This is a genomic window from Caldibacillus sp. 210928-DFI.2.18, assembly GCF_020554505.1.
GTDB classification, from domain to species: domain Bacteria; phylum Bacillota; class Bacilli; order Bacillales; family Caldibacillaceae; genus Caldifermentibacillus; species Caldifermentibacillus hisashii.
Genome location: NZ_JAJCHL010000003.1, coordinates 73,822 through 94,996, shown reverse-complemented (window position 1 = coordinate 94,996; position 21,175 = coordinate 73,822). Strand labels below are relative to the sequence as shown.

The 21,175-nt window shown below is 37.6% G+C and carries 12 protein-coding genes; 8 read left to right on the top strand and 4 right to left on the bottom strand.

Going from position 1 to position 21,175, the window contains the following annotated elements; genetic code table 11:
- Positions 1–642: 642 nt before the first annotated feature.
- On the top strand, positions 643–7,011 hold the full coding sequence (gene pulA, locus LIZ98_RS01835; protein WP_227139634.1) for a type I pullulanase: 6,369 nt from the start codon (positions 643–645) through the stop codon (positions 7,009–7,011).
- Positions 7,012–7,464: 453 nt separating this feature from the next.
- Here the strand turns inward: pulA and rsgA are convergent, their stop codons facing one another.
- Positions 7,465–8,484: a ribosome small subunit-dependent GTPase A gene (gene rsgA, locus LIZ98_RS01830; protein ID WP_227139633.1), complete on the bottom strand. Its 1,020-nt coding sequence runs from the start codon at positions 8,482–8,484 to the stop codon at positions 7,465–7,467.
- 840 nt (positions 8,485–9,324) lie between these two features.
- On the opposite strand from rsgA, the gene LIZ98_RS01825 reads away from it, so the two are divergent.
- The 7 genes from LIZ98_RS01825 to LIZ98_RS01795 all read left to right on the top strand — a co-directional run bounded on the left by LIZ98_RS01825 (position 9,325) and on the right by LIZ98_RS01795 (position 17,004).
- The gene (locus LIZ98_RS01825) at positions 9,325–9,693 is read left to right on the top strand and encodes a GntR family transcriptional regulator (protein WP_034768547.1); all 369 of its coding nucleotides are present in this window, start codon (positions 9,325–9,327) and stop codon (positions 9,691–9,693) included.
- Positions 9,690–10,391, top strand: a complete 702-nt coding sequence (locus LIZ98_RS01820; RefSeq protein WP_034768549.1) for an ABC transporter ATP-binding protein — start codon at positions 9,690–9,692, stop codon at positions 10,389–10,391. Before LIZ98_RS01825 ends, LIZ98_RS01820 begins: the two co-directional genes overlap by 4 nt.
- A 7-nt stretch (positions 10,392–10,398) precedes the next feature.
- Positions 10,399–11,220, top strand: coding sequence for an ABC transporter permease (locus LIZ98_RS01815; protein WP_034768551.1), 822 nt, complete (start codon positions 10,399–10,401; stop codon positions 11,218–11,220).
- A 748-nt stretch (positions 11,221–11,968) separates the two neighbouring features.
- On the top strand, positions 11,969–13,504 hold the full coding sequence (locus LIZ98_RS01810; protein WP_095142453.1) for an NADH dehydrogenase subunit 5: 1,536 nt from the start codon (positions 11,969–11,971) through the stop codon (positions 13,502–13,504).
- A gap of 20 nt (positions 13,505–13,524) precedes the next feature.
- Positions 13,525–16,113 carry a DUF2309 domain-containing protein gene (locus LIZ98_RS01805; protein ID WP_375293558.1) on the top strand — a complete coding sequence of 863 codons (2,589 nt, stop codon included), beginning with the start codon at positions 13,525–13,527 and terminating at the stop codon, positions 16,111–16,113.
- Between the two features lie 138 nt (positions 16,114–16,251).
- A complete protein-coding gene (locus tag LIZ98_RS01800) occupies positions 16,252–16,617 on the top strand; it encodes a Na-translocating system protein MpsC family protein (RefSeq protein WP_034768556.1) in 366 nt (121 codons plus the stop codon).
- 138 nt (positions 16,618–16,755) lie between these two features.
- The gene (locus tag LIZ98_RS01795; protein WP_227202917.1) at positions 16,756–17,004 is read left to right on the top strand and encodes a hypothetical protein; all 249 of its coding nucleotides are present in this window, start codon (positions 16,756–16,758) and stop codon (positions 17,002–17,004) included.
- Positions 17,005–17,289: 285 nt separating this feature from the next.
- Here the strand turns inward: LIZ98_RS01795 and menC are convergent, their stop codons facing one another.
- The 3 genes from menC to menD all read right to left on the bottom strand — a co-directional run bounded on the left by menC (position 17,290) and on the right by menD (position 21,123).
- Positions 17,290–18,405 (bottom strand): o-succinylbenzoate synthase, encoded by a 1,116-nt coding sequence (gene menC, locus LIZ98_RS01790; protein WP_095141568.1) that lies wholly within the window; start codon positions 18,403–18,405, stop codon positions 17,290–17,292.
- 182 nt (positions 18,406–18,587) lie between these two features.
- Complete coding sequence (menH, locus tag LIZ98_RS01785) at positions 18,588–19,388, bottom strand: 2-succinyl-6-hydroxy-2,4-cyclohexadiene-1-carboxylate synthase (protein ID WP_227138855.1); 801 nt, start codon at positions 19,386–19,388, stop codon at positions 18,588–18,590.
- Complete coding sequence (gene menD / locus LIZ98_RS01780) at positions 19,378–21,123, bottom strand: 2-succinyl-5-enolpyruvyl-6-hydroxy-3-cyclohexene-1-carboxylic-acid synthase (RefSeq protein ID WP_227138854.1); 1,746 nt, start codon at positions 21,121–21,123, stop codon at positions 19,378–19,380. The genes menH and menD overlap by 11 nt, the downstream gene beginning before the upstream one ends.
- Positions 21,124–21,175: the final 52 nt, after the last annotated feature.

Genomic DNA, 21,175 nt, shown 5'->3' with positions numbered 1-21,175 from the left:
GAAATAAAAAATTTGGATTTCATCAAGATTTGCAAGATCAGATTAACCAAGCTATAAGCAATAATTTCATGTAATTTTATTTCATCATAAATCCCCAAAAAAATCACTTTCCTTTGCTTTTATTCTTGATACAAATTTTTTGCTACTCTTAAGTCATTTTCTGCATCAGGTGTCTGTAACGATCTAAAGCATTGTTTCACTTTGCTGTATGCTATGGCTCTGACCTTATATACCAAAAGATTTTCTACCTGTGCTTTAGAAGTTGTTTCTACTTTAATTTCTTAAATAGCCCATTTTTTACCACAAGATATCTTACATTAGTTATAGTAATCCGAAGCGAAAATCTAATCATTTTAAGAACATAAATATATTGATTGTTTACTTTATACAATTTTGAAATCGAATTTTAGTTCATGAAATAAAAAACAGTTAATTCCAAGTTACTAATATGACAAATATAACAAATTAATAATTTTTTTTAAAAATAGAATTGCCATAAATCAAAAAAAATGGTAATCTAATATATGTGGGGTAGTGAAAACGTTTGCACTAGTTTTCCTAATTAATGTACTACTATGTTTTCTGTTGGAAATAGGCAAACTTATCACTCAATCAACATTAAAACAAGGAGGAGGAGCCGATTTGTGGAGAAAGAGATTAAAACTATTTTCTTTAACAATGATTTTCACCTTAGTGCTACAATTGTTTTCAAGTGCAATAATTAGTGCAAACGTTAGCACAGAAGCGTTGGGTGTTCAAAGCCCAATCATTAATTCAGACGGGAGTGTGACATTTAACTATTCCCCGAATCAAGGGGAGACCCGTGCATTTGTAATTGGTTCATTTAATAACTGGGATTTAAATACCGCCGTTGAAATGACCTTGGAAAATGGAGTATTTACAGCAAACCTGAAGGACTTGTCATATGGGGAACACCAGTATAAGTTTATCTTAAATAACAGAAGTTGGGACCAATCAACAACAGATCCGCTAAACCCTAATCAAAAAGATGGAAATTCTGTTTTTAGTTTAGTAGATAATGTAGATAATGTAAAAATAGAAGTTGCTTTAATGGATGCAAAAGATACGATCCATTTAACAGTAAACACAGATTTAAAAGACAGTGATCAATTTAGATTAATAGAAAACGAAACGAATCAAGAAATTCCTACAACTTTTACAAAGACTTCAAGCACACAAGGTACACTGACCATCACAGATCCAACACAAGTGAACGTTCAGAATATTTATCGTGTTGAAGCAGATCGTTATAAAGGTACAACAGTTATTATGCGTAATATATTGAATGATGATTCTTTCTACTATGAAGGTAACGATCTTGGATATACATATTCACCGGAGAAAACAACATTTAAATTATGGGCACCTACTGCGAAAAAAGTAAGCGTTGCCATTTATGAAAATGCCGGTAAATATGACGGCGCATTCGTAACCGATCATACGGACGGAAGAGAAACACCTATGACACGTGCGGAAAATGGCGTTTGGTCTGTAACAATGAAAGATGACCTGAAAAATAAATATTATATGTATAAAGTGGAATTTGCAGATGGTACAACAAATTATGCTGTAGACCCTTATGCCAGATCTACATCTGCAAACGGTCAGCGAGGAGCAATCATCGACCTTAACAGTACAGACCCTGAAAATTTCCAACCTGACGTGAAGCCACCATTCGTTTCTGCCACTGATGCAGTCATTTATGAACTTCACGTTAGAGATTTTTCGATTAATAAAAACTCCGGAATAAGCGAGGAAAATAAAGGGAAATATTTAGCGTTTACAGAAACAGGAACAACCGGACCGAACGGAATAAAAACAGGAATCGATTCGTTAAAAGAATTAGGAATAACTCATGTTCACCTACTTCCGGTCTATGATTTCGGATCTGTGAATGAGCTAACCGTGGATAATTCTAATTCAAAAGATCCAAAATTTAATTGGGGATATGACCCGGTTCATTTTAATGTTCCGGAAGGCTCTTACTCTACTGATCCTACAAACCCGACAGCACGAGTACAAGAATTTAAACAAATGGTCCAAGCTTTACACGATCAAGGAATCCGTGTCATTATGGATGTCGTTTATAACCATACATATATCCCGGAAAGTTCTCAATTACAGGGAGGATCACCTTTTGATCTTATCGTTCCGGGATATTATTATCGTACGGATGAGAAAGGGAAAATTACGAACGGTTCCGGTACTGGGAACGAAGTAGCATCTGAAAGGCCGATGGTTCGAAAATACATTAAAGACTCTGTTAAATATTGGGCTTCAGAATACGGAATTGACGGTTTCCGCTTTGATTTAATGGGCCTAATCGATAAACAAACAATGACTGAATTAACGAAGGAATTAAAAGAGGAAGTTGATCCATCTATTCTAATATATGGGGAGCCTTGGACAGGAGGAACTTCAAGCTTAGATTCTTCCTTACAAAACTATAAAGGAACACAAAAGGATCGTGGATATGCTGTTTTCAATGATAATTTTCGCAGTGCAATTAAAGGTGGAAGTGATGATGCAAGTGCAGGATTTGCCACCGGTGCCGCAGGAAGAGAAGGTGATATTGTCAAAGGAGTAAAAGGTGCCATTGACGATTTTACGAACCGGGCATCTGAAAGCATTAACTATGTTACAGCCCATGATAATTTAAATTTATGGGATAAGATTATGAAAGTTGCAAATATCGATGTTTCAAAGAGTCCTCATGAAATCATTACCGAAGACAATGTTTTAGATAATGAATACGTAAAACGTAGTCTACTTGCAAATGGCATTGTACTTACATCACAAGGTATTCCGTTTATTCATGCCGGTGAAGAAATATTAAGAAGTAAGTATGGTGACCATAACAGCTATAAAAGCCCAGACAGCATCAATATGATTCGCTGGGAACTAAAAGATCAATATAAGCCTGTATTTGATTATTACCAAGGTCTGATTGAATTAAGAAAATCTCACCCTGCCTTTCGTTTAGATACAAAAGAAGCTATTGAACAAAATCTTCAAGTGATAAAATCAGATGGTAATATAGTTGTATTCGAATTGAAGAATTTTGCCAATAACGATTCTTGGAAAAATATTATCGTTATTTATAATGCTAATAATACTACAAAGGAAATTGCCTTGCCTTCTAACTCTGAATGGAAAGTGGTCGTTGATGATCAAAAGGCAGGTACAGAAACAATCCGGACAATTAATGGCAATCAAGTATCTGTTGCTCCGCTCTCAATGATGGTTCTATATGATGACGCGGAAGAAGAATACACTCCGGAAGTTTCATCCATCGATTTTAACATCGATCAAATCGCTTTAAACCTAGGCGATACGAAAACAATCGTGCCCTATGTAAAAGATCAAAAAGGCCGAATCTTAACAGGCGAAAAAGTTACTTGGTCTTCGTCTAATGATGAAGTAGCCAAAGTTGTAAATGGAAAAATTGTTGCGTTAAATGAAGGAGATGCTATCCTTACAGCAACTGCAGGAAATGTCGAAGCAACTATTAAGGTTTATGTCACTAAATTAGTACCGAAAACGATAACAATTCATGGAGATTCATCTGTTTTTGAATCATACAGTACACAATTATCTACTGTTGTACGTGACCAATTTGATCAAGAAATGTTAGGAGAAAAAATAAAATGGACATCATCAGATGAATCCGTTGCCGTTGTTGATGGGACAGGTAAAGTTACCGGTAAAAAGCCCGGCACTATTGTCATTACAGCCACATCCGGTGAAGCTAAAGCAACGTTGACCGTTACTGTAAAAGAAGACGTGAAGCGGTATGTCCGTCTTAAATATGTAAGACCTGATAAAGATTTTACAGATTGGAACATTTGGGTTTGGAACACCGGAGTTAAAAATGACCAAATTGACTTTCAAAAATATGAAGGTGACACGGCAATTGCAGATATTGAAATTTCTCCTACAACGGAATCAATCGGTTTCTTAATCCGAAAAGGGACAGATTGGAATACGGCAAAAATTTCACCTGACAGCGATGATCACAATATAAAAATTGACAAGGATTCTATTATAACAAAAGTTACCGTTGTTACAGGAGTTCCCGGACAATATGTTGTTCCGACAGTAAAAGGGCCAATTTTAGAAGATGGAAATGTAACCTTTTATTATCGAGATGAAACATTATTCGCTAATGATGCAATGGATACCATTGATGATGTAAAAGTAAAAATTGCTGGAAAAGAATATTCGATGGTTTATGATAAGAAAAATGAATATTTTTCATACACATTACAAAATCTCGAACCCGGAAGTTATGAATACAGCTTCCTGGTTACAAAAGATGGTACGACTAGCGAAGTGACAGATCCGAAAAATACAATTGATGGAAAATCAACCATTACGTACACGATTCCTAGCGTATCCATTAATGCAAAAACTAGTCCAAATAAGATCACATATAATGAAAATGCAGTTCTTTCTTTCGATATTGACTCGGAGGAAAAGATTGGTTTTCAAGAAATGTATGCTGACCTCACAGCTTTAGGAGGTCCACCGAAAGTAAATATTGATCCCCAATTACAAGCATTAACAATTGCTGCGGCTGATACCGTTGTTGCCGGTAAAAAAGAAATTAAAATAACTCTTGTTGATGAATTTGGGAATAAACATGATCAAACTGTTGAAATTGATGTGGCACCAAGAACATCGGTAGGGGAGCTGGACTTCGATTGGGATGAGGCTCGGATTTACTTTATGTTAACCGATCGTTTTTATGATGGGGACAAGAGTAATAATCCGGAGCACGGTTATGACCCTACCCACAGTGAAGCTTATCATGGAGGGGATTTCCGAGGAATTATAGAAAAGCTTGATTACCTTGAAGATTTAGGGATTAATACAATTTGGATTACACCAATTGTTGATAATATTGACTTTAATAAAGGATTAGATTTCAAAACCGTCGATGGATTAGAGGCTAAACAATTTGCTTATCACGGCTACTGGGCAAAAGATTTCACATCATTAGACCCGACATTAGGTGATATAGATACCTTTAAGGAACTTATTAAAAAAGCCCATGACCGTGGCATTAAAATTATGGTGGACGTCGTCTTGAATCATGCCGGTTACGGAATGAAGGATATTGAAGAAACTTGGAAACAAGATGCACTATATTTACCGACTGATGTGGAAAGAGCTCGTCTTGAAGGGATGCTTCGTGATGTTGATGAAGACCCGGTTGTTCGTGGTGAACTCGATCATTTGCCTGACTTGAAAACAGAAGATCCTGCCGTTCGTGCAAAAATCATTGAATGGCAAACCGCTTGGTTGGAAAAGGCAAGAACGGATCGGGGAGATACAATCGATTACTTCCGGGTCGATACGGTAAAGCATGTCGACCCAACGACTTGGATGGCGTTTAAAAACACTTTAACAGCAATTGATCCCGGCTTTAAACTAATTGGTGAATATTGGGGAGCAAGTATAAATAATGATGGAGGTTACCTCCGTTCAGGACAAATGGATTCACTGTTAGATTTTGATTTTAAAGAAAAAGCGAAGGAATTTTTAAACGGGAATATTGAAGGAGTAGAACAATATCTGAGGGAGCGTAATGCAAAAATAGACAATACTGCAACATTCGGACAATTTTTAAGTAGCCATGACCAAAATGGGTTTTTATCAGAATACGTTAACGGTGACGTAGGTAAACTCTTAGTAGCTGCAGCCTTGCAAATTACTTCTAAAGGACAACCGGTCATTTATTACGGAGAAGAATTAGGAAAATCCGGAAAGGCTGATTGGGAAAAAGAAGGCGATGTTATAAAACAGTTTGGCCAAAACCGAGGTTCCATGCCGTGGGATAAATATGAAAGTGGCGATCAAACAGCAGTAGCCATTCATGATCATTACAAAAAACTATTAAACATTCGAAAAGACTATTCAAAAATATTTTCTAAAGGAACAAGAACATTTGTTAGAGGTGGGAACGAAGAACAATATTCTATTTTTAAACGGGAGTATTTAGGGGATTCTCTCTATGTCGGATTAAACACTTCTAAGAAAGCTAAAGAGGCAACTTTTAAGATTGATTATCCTGCAGGTGCTTCTGTAACGGATTTGTATAGCGGACAAACCTATACAGTAAATGACAAAGGTGAGATAACGGTTAAAATGCCTTCAAGAGACCTTGGAGGAACGATTATTTTGGCATGTGATCAATCTGAACAACCTGAGGTTCCGGGAGATACAGACCCGGGGGATTCTGATCAAACAGATCCGGAAAACCCGTCGGATGGTGGACAAAAACCGATAGATCCTGATCAACAAACACCTGAGTCAGAGTTAAAGGAAAATGTTAAAGTGAATGCAACTGTGAAAAATGGTAAGGTGACAATCGACGATAATTCAATTACAATATTAAAACAAAATGGCATATTAATAGTTGAAGTAACCGGTAAAAATATTGAATTCGTTTTAACAAAAGAACAAGTTCGCTTATTAAAAGAAAAAGGTGTTAGTATCCTATTAACTAATGAAGATGTTTCACTTCAAATGTCGGCTTCGGTCTTTCCTGACAGCAAGGTTAAAGTTCAGATGAAGCGGATGAAAGATATAAAAGAAGCAGTGAGTGCCGTATATGATTTTAACATATTAGATGAAAACGGAGCGAAAATTACTAATCTAAGTGCACCGGTTACCATTACGTTTGAGGTAGGAAATGATCATTTGAAAGAACTAAATGTTTACTACTTTAACGAAACAAAAAAACAATGGGAATTAGTTCCGGGTGCTGTTTATAAAGAAGGAAAAGTAAGTGTTAACACAACACATTTTAGTACTTTTACTGTATCTGACCAAGATTTAACTGCAAAAACAGTTTTGCCGGAAGAAGGGTATGTACTTCCAAGTACAGCAACAAACGAATACAATTTGTTGGTGCTGGGAGTAATCCTCTTGGCATTCGGTTGGATGGCACTCTATATGAGAAGATATATTAAATCAATTCGTTAAGAACGAAAAGAGATCCCAACTTAAACGGGATCTCTTTTTCACAAATCAAAGGAAAAATAAATGTTTTCCCCAAAAAATTGTTTTATTGAGTATAGGTCTCATTAACAAAGGGCGATTGATATATCAAAGGTGCTCCAAATCAAGGAAAATGGAAATTAGCGCTAAAACCAAAATACTTTTGGTTTGTAATAGCACCAATTCCATTTTTATTCAGTTGAAAAACTTGACTGAAAGCTTCTTCAAATTTTCTTTGGGTCACTCGCATTTTCCAATTTACCAATTCTGTTAGGTAAAGCAATTGGTGGCTTGCCAATTGTATCCAACCTTACTGCTATCCAGACCAAAATGTTCACAAGTTTGGCCATCCAATCCATGTACTTTTTAGAGCAAAATTATGAAAATAACTTAATTATATTGGCTTTTTTCTATGATTATTCTGATTATTTATTTTTTTCACTTATATTTTTCTTCCACTTGGGCAAGCTTATCATTTTTTCGTTCCAAATAAGCGAGTTCCCTCTGTAATTTAAAGTAGCTTTGCAATCTTTTTTCATCTAAATCACCACTTTGAACAGCAGCTTTCACAGCACAATTTGGTTCATTATGATGTGAACAATTTCGGAATTGGCATTGTTTCGCAAGTTCCTCAATATCTTTAAAACTTTCGGAAAGACCGGAATCTGCTTCCCATAACTGGAGTTCCCGCATTCCGGGTGTATCAATAATTAATCCGCCATTAGGTAACGAGATTAGCTCGCGGTAAGTGGTAATATGTTTTCCACGTCCGTCTCCTTCATGAATTTCTTGTGTAAGTTGTTTTTCTTCACCTAAAAGATAATTTGTCAAAGTTGATTTTCCGGCACCTGAAGAACCGAGTAAAGCAACCGTTTTTCCAGTTTCAAAGTATTCCATAATCTCCTCTAAACCGGTTTGATTGACCACACTAACTACATGGACAGGCACTCCAAAAGCTACAGTTTCTACACTACTTTTATATTTTTCAATACCATCACATAAATCAGCTTTTGTCAGCACGACAACGGGATTTGCGCCGCTTTCCCAAGCCATTAATAGATAGCGTTCAAGTCTCCTTGGATTAAAATCTTGGTTTAAAGATTGAACAATGAAGACTGTATTTATATTAGTTGCAATAATTTGCTCTTCTGTTGTATTTCCGGCTACTTTTCGCGAAAACTTACTAAATCTTGGCAATAAGTGGTGAATCGTGGCTTTCTCTTCATTTATTCGCTCAGTAAGAATAACCCAATCCCCAACTGCAGGAAAATTCTCTCGAGAAATTGCTTCGAAACGATATTTTCCGGATACTTCGGCAAAATATTCGCCATTGTCAGTCATAACTCGATACATATTCTTATGTTCAAGGGTAATTCTCCCTACAGTAAATCCATCTTGCTGATATTTCGTAAAAACCTGTTGTAGTGTTTCATTCCAACCTAAATCTTGTAAGTTCAATTTCGATTCCTCCTAGGAAAGGTAAATTTTGGCAAAATAAAAAGACCGCACATACGGTCCTTGAAAAATAAAACCCTATGAGCCGGCACTGCCCATAAGATATCTACCATTCCCAAAAAGGAGAATTACAAACAATAGATACGAGGGCTGTGCAAATATGTTCAGTTGCTTGTTATCCTTCATAACTTGCTTTTTCATAAAACATCCCTCGCTTTCTGGTAATTCGTATTTTAATAATATTCGACTCTTAAGGAAAAGTAAAGTGATTTAATGAAATTTTTTGTCATTTTACTTATTACGTTGGGAGTACAGCGCAAATAAATGAACTATACAAAAGGTGTCGATCGGAAATGGTCGGCTCTTTTTTAATACGTTAAGAAAGTATAAATTACCAGCAAAGAAGCGAATTCGACGTAGTTGGAAATTTTAAGAATTAAGTATAAGTGCTCTTGCGGCTTTGCTTTCGCCTAAAGGCTCGGCAATCGCCGAGTTTTCTTTAAAAGATAAGAAAGTATAAAAATACAAGTAAATAACTTGGAATTAGTTTTATTGTCTAGCTCCGAGCGCCAGCGACTAGCAAACTTCACTCCCCTCCACTACGATAAGTCAACATCGGCTCGTCACTCGCCGTGTTTCCTTTATCTCATTGCGGGGCGCTCCAGTTTGTACGTCGCTAAGCGGGCGCTCTGCGCTTTTCTTATAGTTTGGCAAACAATAAGGTCAAGGAATAAATAAAAAGTGGACTTTGGGAAAAAATGACTCGATTTTCTTGACATGGAAATTGTCTTAGTGTACCATTTGATTAGTACACTAAGACACGGAGGTATTGGGGGTGAAAAAATGGAATTCAATAGTAATTTACCAATCTATATTCAAATTATGAACCTAATAAAAACAAAAATTGCATCGGGCGAACTAAATGGGGGTGATAAATTGCCATCTGTACGAGAATTTTCAAAAGAGATGAAAGTAAATCCGAATACGATTCAAAGGGTTTACCAGGAACTGGAGCGGGAAAAACTGGTTTTTACACAAAGAGGCATGGGGACGTTTGTAACTGAGGATACAGATATAATAAAAAACTTGAAAAAGGATCGAGCAGCCGAACTGATAAATCAGTTTTTCCTCGATATGGGAAGTCTTGGTTTTAGAATAGATGCGATAAAAAAAATGGTTTCAGAATGGACCAATAAGGAGGAGAGCATATGAGCAATATCGTGGAAATAAACAATCTGACAAAAAAATATGCAAACAAAACAGCATTGGACAACGTTAACTTGAATATTGAACGAGGAAAAGTGGTCGGTATCCTAGGACCGAACGGCAGCGGAAAAACGACGCTGATAAAAATTTTAACAGGACTGTTAAGGCAAACGAGTGGAGAAGTTTTGATTGACGGAAATAAAGTCGGGGTGAAAACGAAATCTGCTGTTTCCTATTTACCTGATCGAAATTTTCTGTATAAATGGATGCGAATTGAAGATGCCTGCCATATGTACAAAGATTTTTACACAGATTTTGATGAAGCAAAGTTTAATGAATTGCTGGCTTTTATGAATTTGAACAGAAGTATGAAAATTGATAGTTTATCAAAAGGGATGCATGAAAAATTAAATCTTGCTCTTGTCTTGTCGAGAAATGCAAAGTTGTATATTTTGGATGAACCGATTGCCGGTGTTGATCCGGTAGCTAGAGACCAGATTTTAGATGCGATTATTAATAATTATAATGAAGATAGCTCAATGATTATTACGACACATTTGGTCAGAGATATGGAGAGCATGTTTGATGAAGTTGTTTTCTTAAAAGATGGACAGATCGTTTTAACTGGAAATGCAGAAGCACTTAGGGAAGAAAAAGCTAAACAAATAGAAGAAATTTATAAAGAAATATTTGGTGAGGGGTGAGTTATACGTGGTTAAATTAATGAAATATGAAATTAAAGGCACGTACAAAATTTTATTAGGGATTTTAGCATTGGTTTTGATATTAATTACCGGAATTTATATGTATTCAAGAGATAGTTCAAATTTCTTGAATTTCGGAGCGATTTTCATGACACTTTCTGTACTCGTCCTGTTTGGTACGAGCTTGGCAACCTTTTTATATATAGTCAGCTCTTTCAAAAATGAATTATATGAAGATCGTGGTTACTTAACCTTTACGCTTCCTTTAACGGGAAATCAAATCGTTGGGGCGAAGTTACTTGTTGCAATGTTTTGGTTTTTTATTTTAGGGCTGGCCATCTTTTTATATAATTTAATGATGATTTCTATTTTTAGCACTTCTGAGTTTGATTTTTCCGAACTGTTCAAAGCTGTAGGTCAAGTCGTTTCAGTGAAGGAAATAATTATCGGTGTTATTGGTGGAATCTTCAATTTAGCTAATTTCTTTATTCTAATTTATTTTTCAATGGCACTTGGCCGAGTAACGTTTAGAAATAAAAAAATTGGCGGCTTATGGTTTGTTATCTTTTTAGTTTTAAGCGGACTTCTAGCATTTATCCAAGTCCAAATTATTGAGCTGTTTCCTTATTATTTTGATATTAACACATTTAAAATGGGAACGATGGAAGAGTTATATAATTTTGAAATAAGTATAGGTAACGAGGTGAGCATTAGTTCAGAAACAGGCATATTCAAGCTTAATATTGCATCAAGTATATATAATATTATTGAATTGATTGTACTCTATTTAGGAACAGCTTACTTAATTGAAAAGAAAATCGACTTGTAATCCTAATTTTATTTATGTTCCGGTTAGCGGGTGAGAAGTTTTCGCCCGGCAATCGGCTATTTACGGAATTTTAACAGATTGTATCTAAAATATAAACAATATTCGTTATATTTTGGTATTCTGATAAAGATAATATAAAACTTAAGTTTCGCACCTTGTCAAACAAATAAATCAGCGAAACCTCATCTCGTCGACATTTTGGGTGAGAAACTCTCATTTTTGACGACGAAATCCCAACCTGTCTTTGGGGCGCGAAACTCAAGTAAAAATCTAATCCGGTATGGAACATGTTAATGAAATAGAGTAGCTGCAAAGGAACCTACAAAAAATGAATGTAATAAATTACTTGACAGATGATTTTCGAATTAGTATTATAACTTATAAAATTATGTTTTGAATGTAATGAACCTTTAGCATATCGTTAATGATGAATTGGCGGTATGAAAAAGGATGTAACGGTAATTACATTTTTGAACGGTGTACTTTATTTGAAATAATATTATAGATCGGGTCATTTTTATTGCCCAGATTAATTGAATAATAGGTAGACGGATTAAAAACCGAGGACCGGTTCGTTAATCGTAAACCGACAATTTCCACGTTTTATGGTAATTGAATGCCATACAACGGATGAAATTGTCGGTTTTTTATTTGTCAAAGTTGTGTTGGAAAGGAAAGAAATAAATGAGGATGAACTGTAAAGATAGACAGCTTCGAAAAAAATTATATCGCAACAGGGGGGATTTCCATGCATGCACAAATTGAACCGAATTTCATCATGAACGTCTTTTTTATCATGATTGCATTCCCAATTATAAGCGGAATGATCCTGTTGCATCCAAAAATACCATTATCGTTTTTACAAATCCACCTGTGTTTACTTGTACCGGGGCCGATCATTGCTCTCTTGGCAATATTTTATTTACATGAAAGTATTGTCATAGGACCGTGGCGACTAGACTCTTTATCGTGGGTTTTAGCCTCATTTGTTCTAACAATTAGCCTTATTTTACAAAAGTTCTCTGTCCGTTATTTATTTGGAGACCGGTCTTATCGAAAATACTTCATTCTTTTTACACTGACGACTGTTTCCAATGCACTTGCTTGGTTTAGTGATGATCTCCGTCTGTTGTTGTTCTTTTTTGGCGCCACTTTATTCGGATTATTTTTACTAATTGGTTTGAAGCGGGAATGGCAAGTAGCGAAAAAAGCAGCACTGAGTTCCGGTCGAATGTTTTTGATTAGTTGGCTTTTCCTATTGGCAGCGGTCATTTGGCTAAGCGAAAAAACCGGTGAATGGCATTTATCAATGGCTCTTAGTGAGACAGAAATTTTACATTCATGGGAAAAAACCGGGATGAACTTGTTATTGGTTACAGCGGTTCTTATACCGGCAGCTCAATGGCCTTTTGGGAAATGGCTACTAAATTCCGTTGTTGCACCGACACCGGTTTCGGCAATCATGCATGCGGGGATTGTCAATTCAGGGGGAATGTTGTTAACCCGTTTTGCCCCCCTTGTTCAAGAGAATCTTTCCCAAACCGTTCTAATTGTTATTTCCAGTTTTTCTATATTAATTGGAACGGGTATCATGCTGGTCCAAGTCGATTACAAGCGGCAACTTGTCGGTTCTACGATTGCCCAAATGGGATTTATGCTTATTCAGTGCGGCTTAGGGGCATATGCGGCAGCCATTACCCACGCGGTGCTTCACGGATTATTTAAAGCTACCTTATTCCTGCAATCGGGTTCTGTTTTTGATCAAAATAAAGATAAGATAAAGCTGGCAACCGGACATCATTCACCGGTTTTGATTTTTATCGGAATTATACTTGGTTTAGGTTCAGGAATTGCCATTTGGTTCTCTTCTCCTAATCATTCTTATCAATTGGTTAGTGCCATTATTTTAGGTTGGTCGGTTGCATTTTCATGGGTTCAGCTTGTTGCAAGGAGCAACGAACAAATGGGTCGTTTTGTTGGCGGGTTGCTGTTTATCGGAACGGGAGCGGTATATTTGATTGTACAAGGGGGATTTCATGAAATTTTGCATGAAGTTCATGAATCGGTTGCCGGGACATCCTCATTTATTGCCGGTGTTTTCGTTTTACTCATTTTAACACTTGGAAGTTTATTTAGTGCTTGGTTAATGAGCCACCGTTCTTCACCGCTTTATGCAAAAGTTTATTTTTGGTTGCTTCGATTAGGGGAACCGGATCAAGAATTAATTGAAAGCCATCCAAAATATTTAGCACAAATACCTTTGCAAGGAGGGAGCTTCCGTTGAGTACAACATTAGCTAAACAAATGACAGTTGAAAAAGAAGCGGATTTACTAAGTCTGAATCTTGTTGAATTGGTAAGTTCTGCTGCAAAAGTAATTTCCCCCTACGGCCCGATTGATAAATTCGCGGCACGGAATCCTTGGGACGGTATGGAATCTCTTCCTTTTGAACAAGTGGCAAGGAAATTAAAGGGGATTGTCGATGTAGATATTTTCCCCGATAAACAAATGATTAAATCTGCTTGGGAATCCGGGAAAATTAATAAAGGTCATTTAATTGCAAAGCTTGATCAATGGCTTGAGAGGAATGTCACAGAATTACCCGATAATCTAGCAAAGAAATTTTGTTTGCCAGCATTAATGGATTTCAGTGATGGCAAGAAAAAGAATATGAGCCCGGAAATAAAATCAGTGGCCAAGAAATTAGTACGGCTCGGTCATGATATAGAAGAAAAATTATTTATTAAAACTTTGAGTCAGCAACTGGAACAAATTGGCACCCTCAAAGCCGCGAATCTATTAAATCAATATATGATTAAGTGGTGTAAATTGTATTTGGATCGCTCTCAAGCAGTTTTGTCAATGCCTTACCGGGAAAATGGATTTTATTTTGCATGGAGAAGTTCTGCGCAATTAGATCCAAATTTTAAACAATATCGTGATGAATTATTACAAACCCCTGAAGCTGCAACGACTGCACTTGAGGAAGCCTTGTTAAAACTTGGCATTCCTTATTCTGAAATTCAATCTTATTTGGAAGCTCATTTGCTTTGTTTACCGGGGTGGGCGGGGATGATGCTTTGGCGAGCAGAAAATGTTCAAGGTGAGGAAAATTTGCTTACCGAATACTTGGCTGTTCGACTTACGACCGAATGGCTATTAATCAAAAAGTACCTTCCTTTACCAGAGCAAAAACAAAACCAAACAGGGATGATGGAAGAACTATTACAATCATGGGTGAATTGGGGAGAATTGCCTGCCGATAGTTGGTTTCATTTGTCTTTTTCTGAAATAAAATCGAGGCTCTCGTTAGCACTTCATTTTGATGAAATTGTCCGTAATCAATTATGGTTACAAGCATGGGAGGAAACGTATGAAGATGAGCTGCGGAGAATCATTACTGGAAAAAATCCTTTTAATAATCATGTAACGAAACCGAATGCGCAATTTGTCTTTTGTATCGATGTTCGCTCGGAGCCGTTCCGACGTAAATTGGAAAAAGTCGGTCCGTTTGAAACAATTGGAACTGCCGGGTTTTTTGGCCTACCGATCGAAACATGTGAACTTGGGAGTGACCATGTTCATCCATCTTTGCCGGTCATGTTTAAGCCACAATATAAAATTCGGGAAACGTCAGCTGTTCCCGAGTTAAAAAATTATTTAGAAAGACAACAGGTAGCCGGTTCCTTTTCACATACCTTTAAAAACTTAAAACAGCAATTAATGTCAAGTATGTTACTTCCGGAAATTAGCGGTCCTTGGTTAAGTTTACAAACGTTGGCGAGAAGTTTTATGCCACGACGAGCCGGAAATAGTTTACGAAAAATGCGAAAATCATGGGCAAAGAAACCTGCCACCCAACTTACTTTGGATCGGAAGGAAAGAGCTACACAGTCTATACCAACAGGATTTTCTAAGGAGGAAAAAATTCATTTTGCCCGGCAAGCATTAGTGACGATGGGACTCATGGACCAGTTTGCGCCGCTTATCGTTATTTGCGGCCATGGAAGTATTAGTACGAATAATCCATATGCGGCAAGTCTCGATTGTGGTGCTTGCGGGGGAGCGTCAAGCGGGTTTAATGCAAGAGTATTAACTTCAGTGTGTAACGATCAGGAAGTTAGAAAAGCATTAGCTGAAGAAGGAATTGTCATTCCACATGACACGGTGTTTGTGGCTGCTGAGCATATTACATCACTTGATGAATTACGCTGGTTGGATGTACCAAATCTTTCAGAGAGAGCAAAGGAGGCTTTTGAACAAGTTCAAGCTGCACTTCCTCAAGTTCATGAAGAAGCAAATGCAGAGCGAATAGGTCAAATACCGTCTTATAAACGCAATGATAGAGACCCAAGTAAGGAAGCAAGACGTTTAGCAGAAGACTGGAGTGAAGTTCGTCCGGAGTGGGGGTTAGCCAAAAATGCCAGTTTTATTATCGGTGAACGGAAATTAACTGAAGCTTGTAACCTGGAGGGGCGCTCGTTCTTACACAATTATGATTGGCGGAAGGACCAGGACGGCACCATCCTTAATAACATTATATCCGGTCCGGTAACGGTTGCCCAGTGGATAAATTTGCAATACTATGCTTCAACCGTTGCACCCCATTATTATGGAAGCGGAAATAAAACAACCCAGACTGTAACTGCCGGTATTGGTGTCATGCAGGGGAATGCCAGTGACTTACTGACAGGTCTGCCATGGCAATCGGTTATGCAGTCAGATCGTGAATATTTTCATGAACCATTACGATTGCTTGTTGTTATTCAAGCCCCAAGAAAATACATCGAGCGTTTACTTGAAGGAAATTCTTTATTGAAACAAAAACTGACTAACGGTTGGATTCGACTTGCTTCTATCGATTCGGACGGCCAATGGATAAGCTGGACGTGATGATTGAAATTTGAGCATTGCTCCTTTTGCAAAAATGTAGTAAAAAGGAAGTTTGAAAAAAATTATGGATACATTTCGTTATTTGATATAATTTTATCATGATGGTTTAGAGATATAGATAAAGAAAGGGAAAAGATGATGGAGAAAACAAAAGGAGCGCTTGAGGCAGAGATCAGCAAAGCTTTAACACATTGGGAAAAAACATATCTAGGACGCGGGTCCATTTCTGTAAAATCAGATATTTTACGTGATATGATTATTGTTTCGTTGCGTGGGATTTTAACCCCAGCCGAATATTCACTTTGTAAAGATAAGGAAGGATTGCTGTCTGTCAAAGAGAATCGCAATAGTTTGGTAGAATCGGGTGCAGATGAGTTAAAAAAAATCATTTTTGAAATTACCGGTCATGAAGTTACAAGTTTTTACACAGATATCAGTACAAACACCGGCGAACGAATCATGGTTTTTAAATTAGCGGAAGACTTACAAAGTAAATTTGACTAAAAAGAAAGGCTGTTCAAAAGTGGATTCTTCTTTTGAACAGCCTGTTTGTTTTGTTCTATCTTGGTTTCGCACTTAGAAGAGCATATAAATTGATGAAACTTATTCTCGTCGCCAATTTTGGGTGAAAAATGCTCAATTTTGGCGACGAGCTCCGTTCTCGTCGTCATTTTGAGGCGGGAAACTCTATTTTTTGGCGACGAGCCCCGTTCTCTCGTCACCATTTTTGGGTGGAAAACATCATTTTTTGGCGACGAAACCCATTCTCGTCGTCGTTTTGAGGTGAGAAATGCTCAATTTTGGCGACGAAACTCGTTCTCGTCGTCGTTTAGAGGCGGGAAACTCTATTTTTTGACGACGAACCCAGTTCTCGTCACCATTTTTGGGTGAAAAATGCTTATTTTTGGCGACGAGCCCTGTTCTCGTCACCATTTTTGGGTGGAAAACATCATTTTTTGGCGACGAGACCCATTCTCGTCGTCGTTTAGAGGCGGGAAACTCTATTTTTTGGCGACGAGCCTAAATCTCATTGCGAATTTTTGATAAAAAATCCTCTTTTATATCGATGAAACATCCTAGCCGTCTTTATTATGCGAATCTCAAATAAGAATGAAAATAATGATGAACAGCCTTTGCCAACCAGTTTGTACGTCGCGCACAAAGCGGCCCTGTTTCCTAAACAGCACGTTTTTGATAAATTTCCCTATATACTGTCACTGCATGCATTCGTTTTTGATTTATGGAAAAGCCGATTCCCGCTTTGTTAGGTACAGAAATCCACCCGTTGTTTACTTCAATTTCCGGTTCGATAATATCTTCTTCCCAATAATTTGTTGAAGCAGGTATATCGCCGGGAAGGGTAAATCCGGGTAATGAGGCGAGAGCAAGGTTAAACGCTTTTGAAATCCCAAACTCAATCATGCCGCCGCACCATAATTGAATTTGATTTTTTCTACATAAATGATGGATATCCAGTGCATTTTGCAATCCGCCGACACGTCCAATTTTCACATTCATCACTTGACAGCTGCCTAATTGAATCGCACTTTCTGCATCATGGAAACTGACAATACTTTCATCTAAACAAATCGGTGTTTGGATTTGTTTTTGTAAAATCGCATGTTCGACTAGATCATCGTCCCCCAATGGTTGCTCAATCATCATCAACTGAAATTCATCAAGAGCCTGCAATTTTTTTACATCATCCAATGAATAAGCAGAATTAGCATCGACCATTAACGGAAGATCGGGAAACTGATGGCGAATCACCTTAATATAGGAATAATCAAGCCCCGGCTGAATTTTAATCTTTATTCGCTGATATCCAAGGTCATGGAATTTTCCTATTTGTTCAATCGCTTCTATCTTGTTTTTAGCGGCAACGACTGCTCCGGCGGCAACTTGCTTTCGTTCTCCCCCGATCATTTCTGCAATGGATCGGTTGTTTCTTTTTCCATATAAATCCCATATCGCTGTTTCCAGTCCCGCTTTTGCCATATGATTTCCTTTAATTTTGGCAAATAATTGAGATACGTTTTGCGGCTGTTCAATTTTTGTGCGAAATAGGATTGGAATCAAGAAATCTTGCAATATATGATAGGCGGTTTGTACCGTTTCTTCCGTATACCATGGGGAGGAAAAAGCCACCACTTCGCCAAATCCTGATAACCCGTCTTTATCAACTACTTCAACTATAATTGACTCTCTTGTTGTAACTGTTGCAAGATGAGTTGTAAAAGGCTTTTTTAACGGCATCTCAATAACCCTTAATATTACTTTTTCAATCTCCATGTAATTTACCTTCTTATGAAATTTGTTCTATAAAAAACCTAATTAAATTAGCTGAAAAAATCGTTTGAACGAATGATAGTTGAAACGAGTAATAACCAATTTTTGGTACTCTAAATGCATAAATAACGTAAAACCGATTGCTCAAATGATAGCTGAAACAAGCAAAAAACATTTTAGGCACTCTATTTACTTAAAAAGCGTAAAATTGATTGCTCGAATGATACTGGGTCTTCCAAGTGCACTGCATGTCCGACATTCGGGAAGACAATGCGCTGACAATTAGGTAAGTCAGCTTCCATTTCTTTGGCAATTTGGCAAAACTTTTGATCAATTTCACCGGTTAACAAAAGTACAGGGATTTCGCATTTCTGGAGACGATCCCACCAAGAAGGTTGTCTCCCTGTGCCCATTCCCCGTAAACTGTTTGCCAATCCAAGCGGGGAGTTCTTTAAGCGTTGTTTGCGGATCGATTTTTGCACTTGTTGCGGCAACTGGGTTTGACTTTTAAATAGCGGTATGTTTTCCCAATAATTGACAAAATGCTCGATTCCGTCCTCTAAAATAGTATTTGCCAAATGCTCATCTTGCCGGATGCGGTTTTTTCTTTCTTCCTCGGTTTTTAAACCAGGGGAGCTACTTTCAAGAATTAATGTTTTTACACGTTCCGGATAGAACATGGTAAAACTTAGAGCAAGCCGGCCGCCCATTGAATAACCCAGCAAATGAATTCGGTTGATGCCCAGAATATTTAACATGTCGCATAAATCTTTTGCCACAGCTTCCATTGTGTATCTATTTGGATCGGCCGGTGCGTCCGATTTACCATGACCAGTAATATCAATTGTAATAACTTTAAAGGAATCCGATAATCGGGACAGCTTCCAGGTTGAAACATCTCCTGTAAATCCATGCAATAGCATTAGAGGTTCCCCTTGACCGGCTATTTCGTAATAATAGTTGACACCGTTTAGATTAATGACCATTTTTCATCGCCTCAAAATACCGGTCTATTTCTTCCCCGATAAGTCGCCACATATTGCGATGGGATTCAAGATTCGCTTGCCGATTGGTTTGAACTTCAATAACATGAATCCCGCTTTTTTTGGTCGTTGCTTCAATTGCTTGGTCAAATTCTCCCCAATTGGTTATTTTACAATATTCTCCGCCATACATTTTCACCGCATAGGAAAAATCAATGCCGATTGGTGTCCCAAATAACAGTTCATAATGCCTATCAAGCTTGGATTGCGGGAGAAATGAAAATATACCGCCACCGTCATTGTTGATTAAAATAATATTGATGGAAATATCATTCAATTTTGCGGCAAGCAGCCCGTTTAAATCATGGAAAAACGATAAATCCCCAATCACAAGATAAAGTGGGTTTCTGTATACAGCGGCTCCGATTGCCGTGGAGACGACACCGTCAATTCCGTTTGCTCCGCGATTTGCCATTAGATGTATATTTTTTCTCGTTTGATGGAAAAAAGTATCCACATCACGAATCGGCATACTGTTTCCGGCAAAAATGGTACTGTTTTCCGGGATCATTTTTGCTAGTTCATAAATAACTTTTCCTTCATCAAGATCATTCATTGCTTTTAAGTAAGAAGCGATAGTTTCCTTCGCAATATGATTTAAGTCTTTCCAAGTTGAAAAATATTGTGTCTGCCGTGCTTCTATAAAAAACGCCTTGATTGTGTGACAGAATATTGCTTCATCACATTGAACCATCATTGTTCCCAAGTTTTGCGGGTCACGCCAGCCGGAACCGCCATCGACAATAATATGCGGTGAATGCCGCCATTTTTTTAGAAATAGAGTGAGCGGTTTCGATACAGGCATACTCCCAAAGCGAATAATAAGGTCCGGTCTCAGCATGTTTACGGCTTGTTCATTTTTCAAAATCGCATCGTAATTATCAATGACTTGAGAATCGGTAGCTGTGCTGCCACGCAATTGGGACAACGGATCTGCAATAATTGGGTAGCCGGTTAATTGGGCGAATTGATGGATCGCCTCGGCCAATTCAGGTTTATCGATATCACCGACAATAATCAGACCGTTTTCAATTTGTTGGATTTGCTCAGCTATTTCACGTGCTGTTTCATTGGATATAGTAAGATTTCCTTGACTAATCTTCAATTCTTTTATTTTTTCAGTGAAAGGATATGGTTCTAGTATTGGTAGGAGCGGTTCACGCAATGGAAAATTGAGGTGAACCGGTCCTTGTAAATGGCCTGTTGCTTCTTTTACCGCCCGTACAGCGGTATTAAATGTGTACTGTTCTTGTCCAATTTCAGGTAAGGCTAAGTCAGTAAACCAACGAACATGATTTCCGTATAGATGAATTTGGTCAATGGCTTGCGGGGCACCGACATCCCTTAGTTCATGAGGCCGGTCTGCCGTTAAAATGATTAGCGGAACTCTTGATAGATTTGCTTCGACAACAGCAGGAAAATAATTGGCTGCTGCGGTTCCGGATGTACATAATAAAGCAACCGGTCTTTGGGAAGCTTTTGCCATACCGAGTGCAAAAAATCCGGCAGATCGTTCATCAATATTCATATACACATTTAAATCGCGATTTTCTGCAATTAGTAAAGCAAGAGGGGTTGAGCGAGACCCGGGACTAATCACAACATCTTTTACTCCTGCTTGAACAAGACCGGAAACGAATGCGGCTAAATATTCGGTTAGTGCTTCTTGATGATTCATTGTTTTTCTCCTTCCTCAAACCACTCATAAATCAATTTCATCGATAAAATAA

What these genes read in the sequence shown, in the direction of transcription:
- menC (WP_095141568.1), bottom strand. Translation starts at nt 18,405, where the DNA reads ATGGAGATTGAAAAAGTAATATTAAGGGTTATTGAGATGCCGTTAAAA.
- LIZ98_RS01805 (WP_375293558.1), top strand. Translation starts at nt 13,525, where the DNA reads ATGACAGTTGAAAAAGAAGCGGATTTACTAAGTCTGAATCTTGTTGAA.
- LIZ98_RS01820 (WP_034768549.1), top strand. Translation starts at nt 9,690, where the DNA reads ATGAGCAATATCGTGGAAATAAACAATCTGACAAAAAAATATGCAAAC.
- LIZ98_RS01800 (WP_034768556.1), top strand. Translation starts at nt 16,252, where the DNA reads ATGGAGAAAACAAAAGGAGCGCTTGAGGCAGAGATCAGCAAAGCTTTA.
- LIZ98_RS01810 (WP_095142453.1), top strand. Translation starts at nt 11,969, where the DNA reads ATGCATGCACAAATTGAACCGAATTTCATCATGAACGTCTTTTTTATC.
- menH (WP_227138855.1), bottom strand. Translation starts at nt 19,388, where the DNA reads ATGGTCATTAATCTAAACGGTGTCAACTATTATTACGAAATAGCCGGT.
- menD (WP_227138854.1), bottom strand. Translation starts at nt 21,123, where the DNA reads ATGAATCATCAAGAAGCACTAACCGAATATTTAGCCGCATTCGTTTCC.
- LIZ98_RS01825 (WP_034768547.1), top strand. Translation starts at nt 9,325, where the DNA reads ATGGAATTCAATAGTAATTTACCAATCTATATTCAAATTATGAACCTA.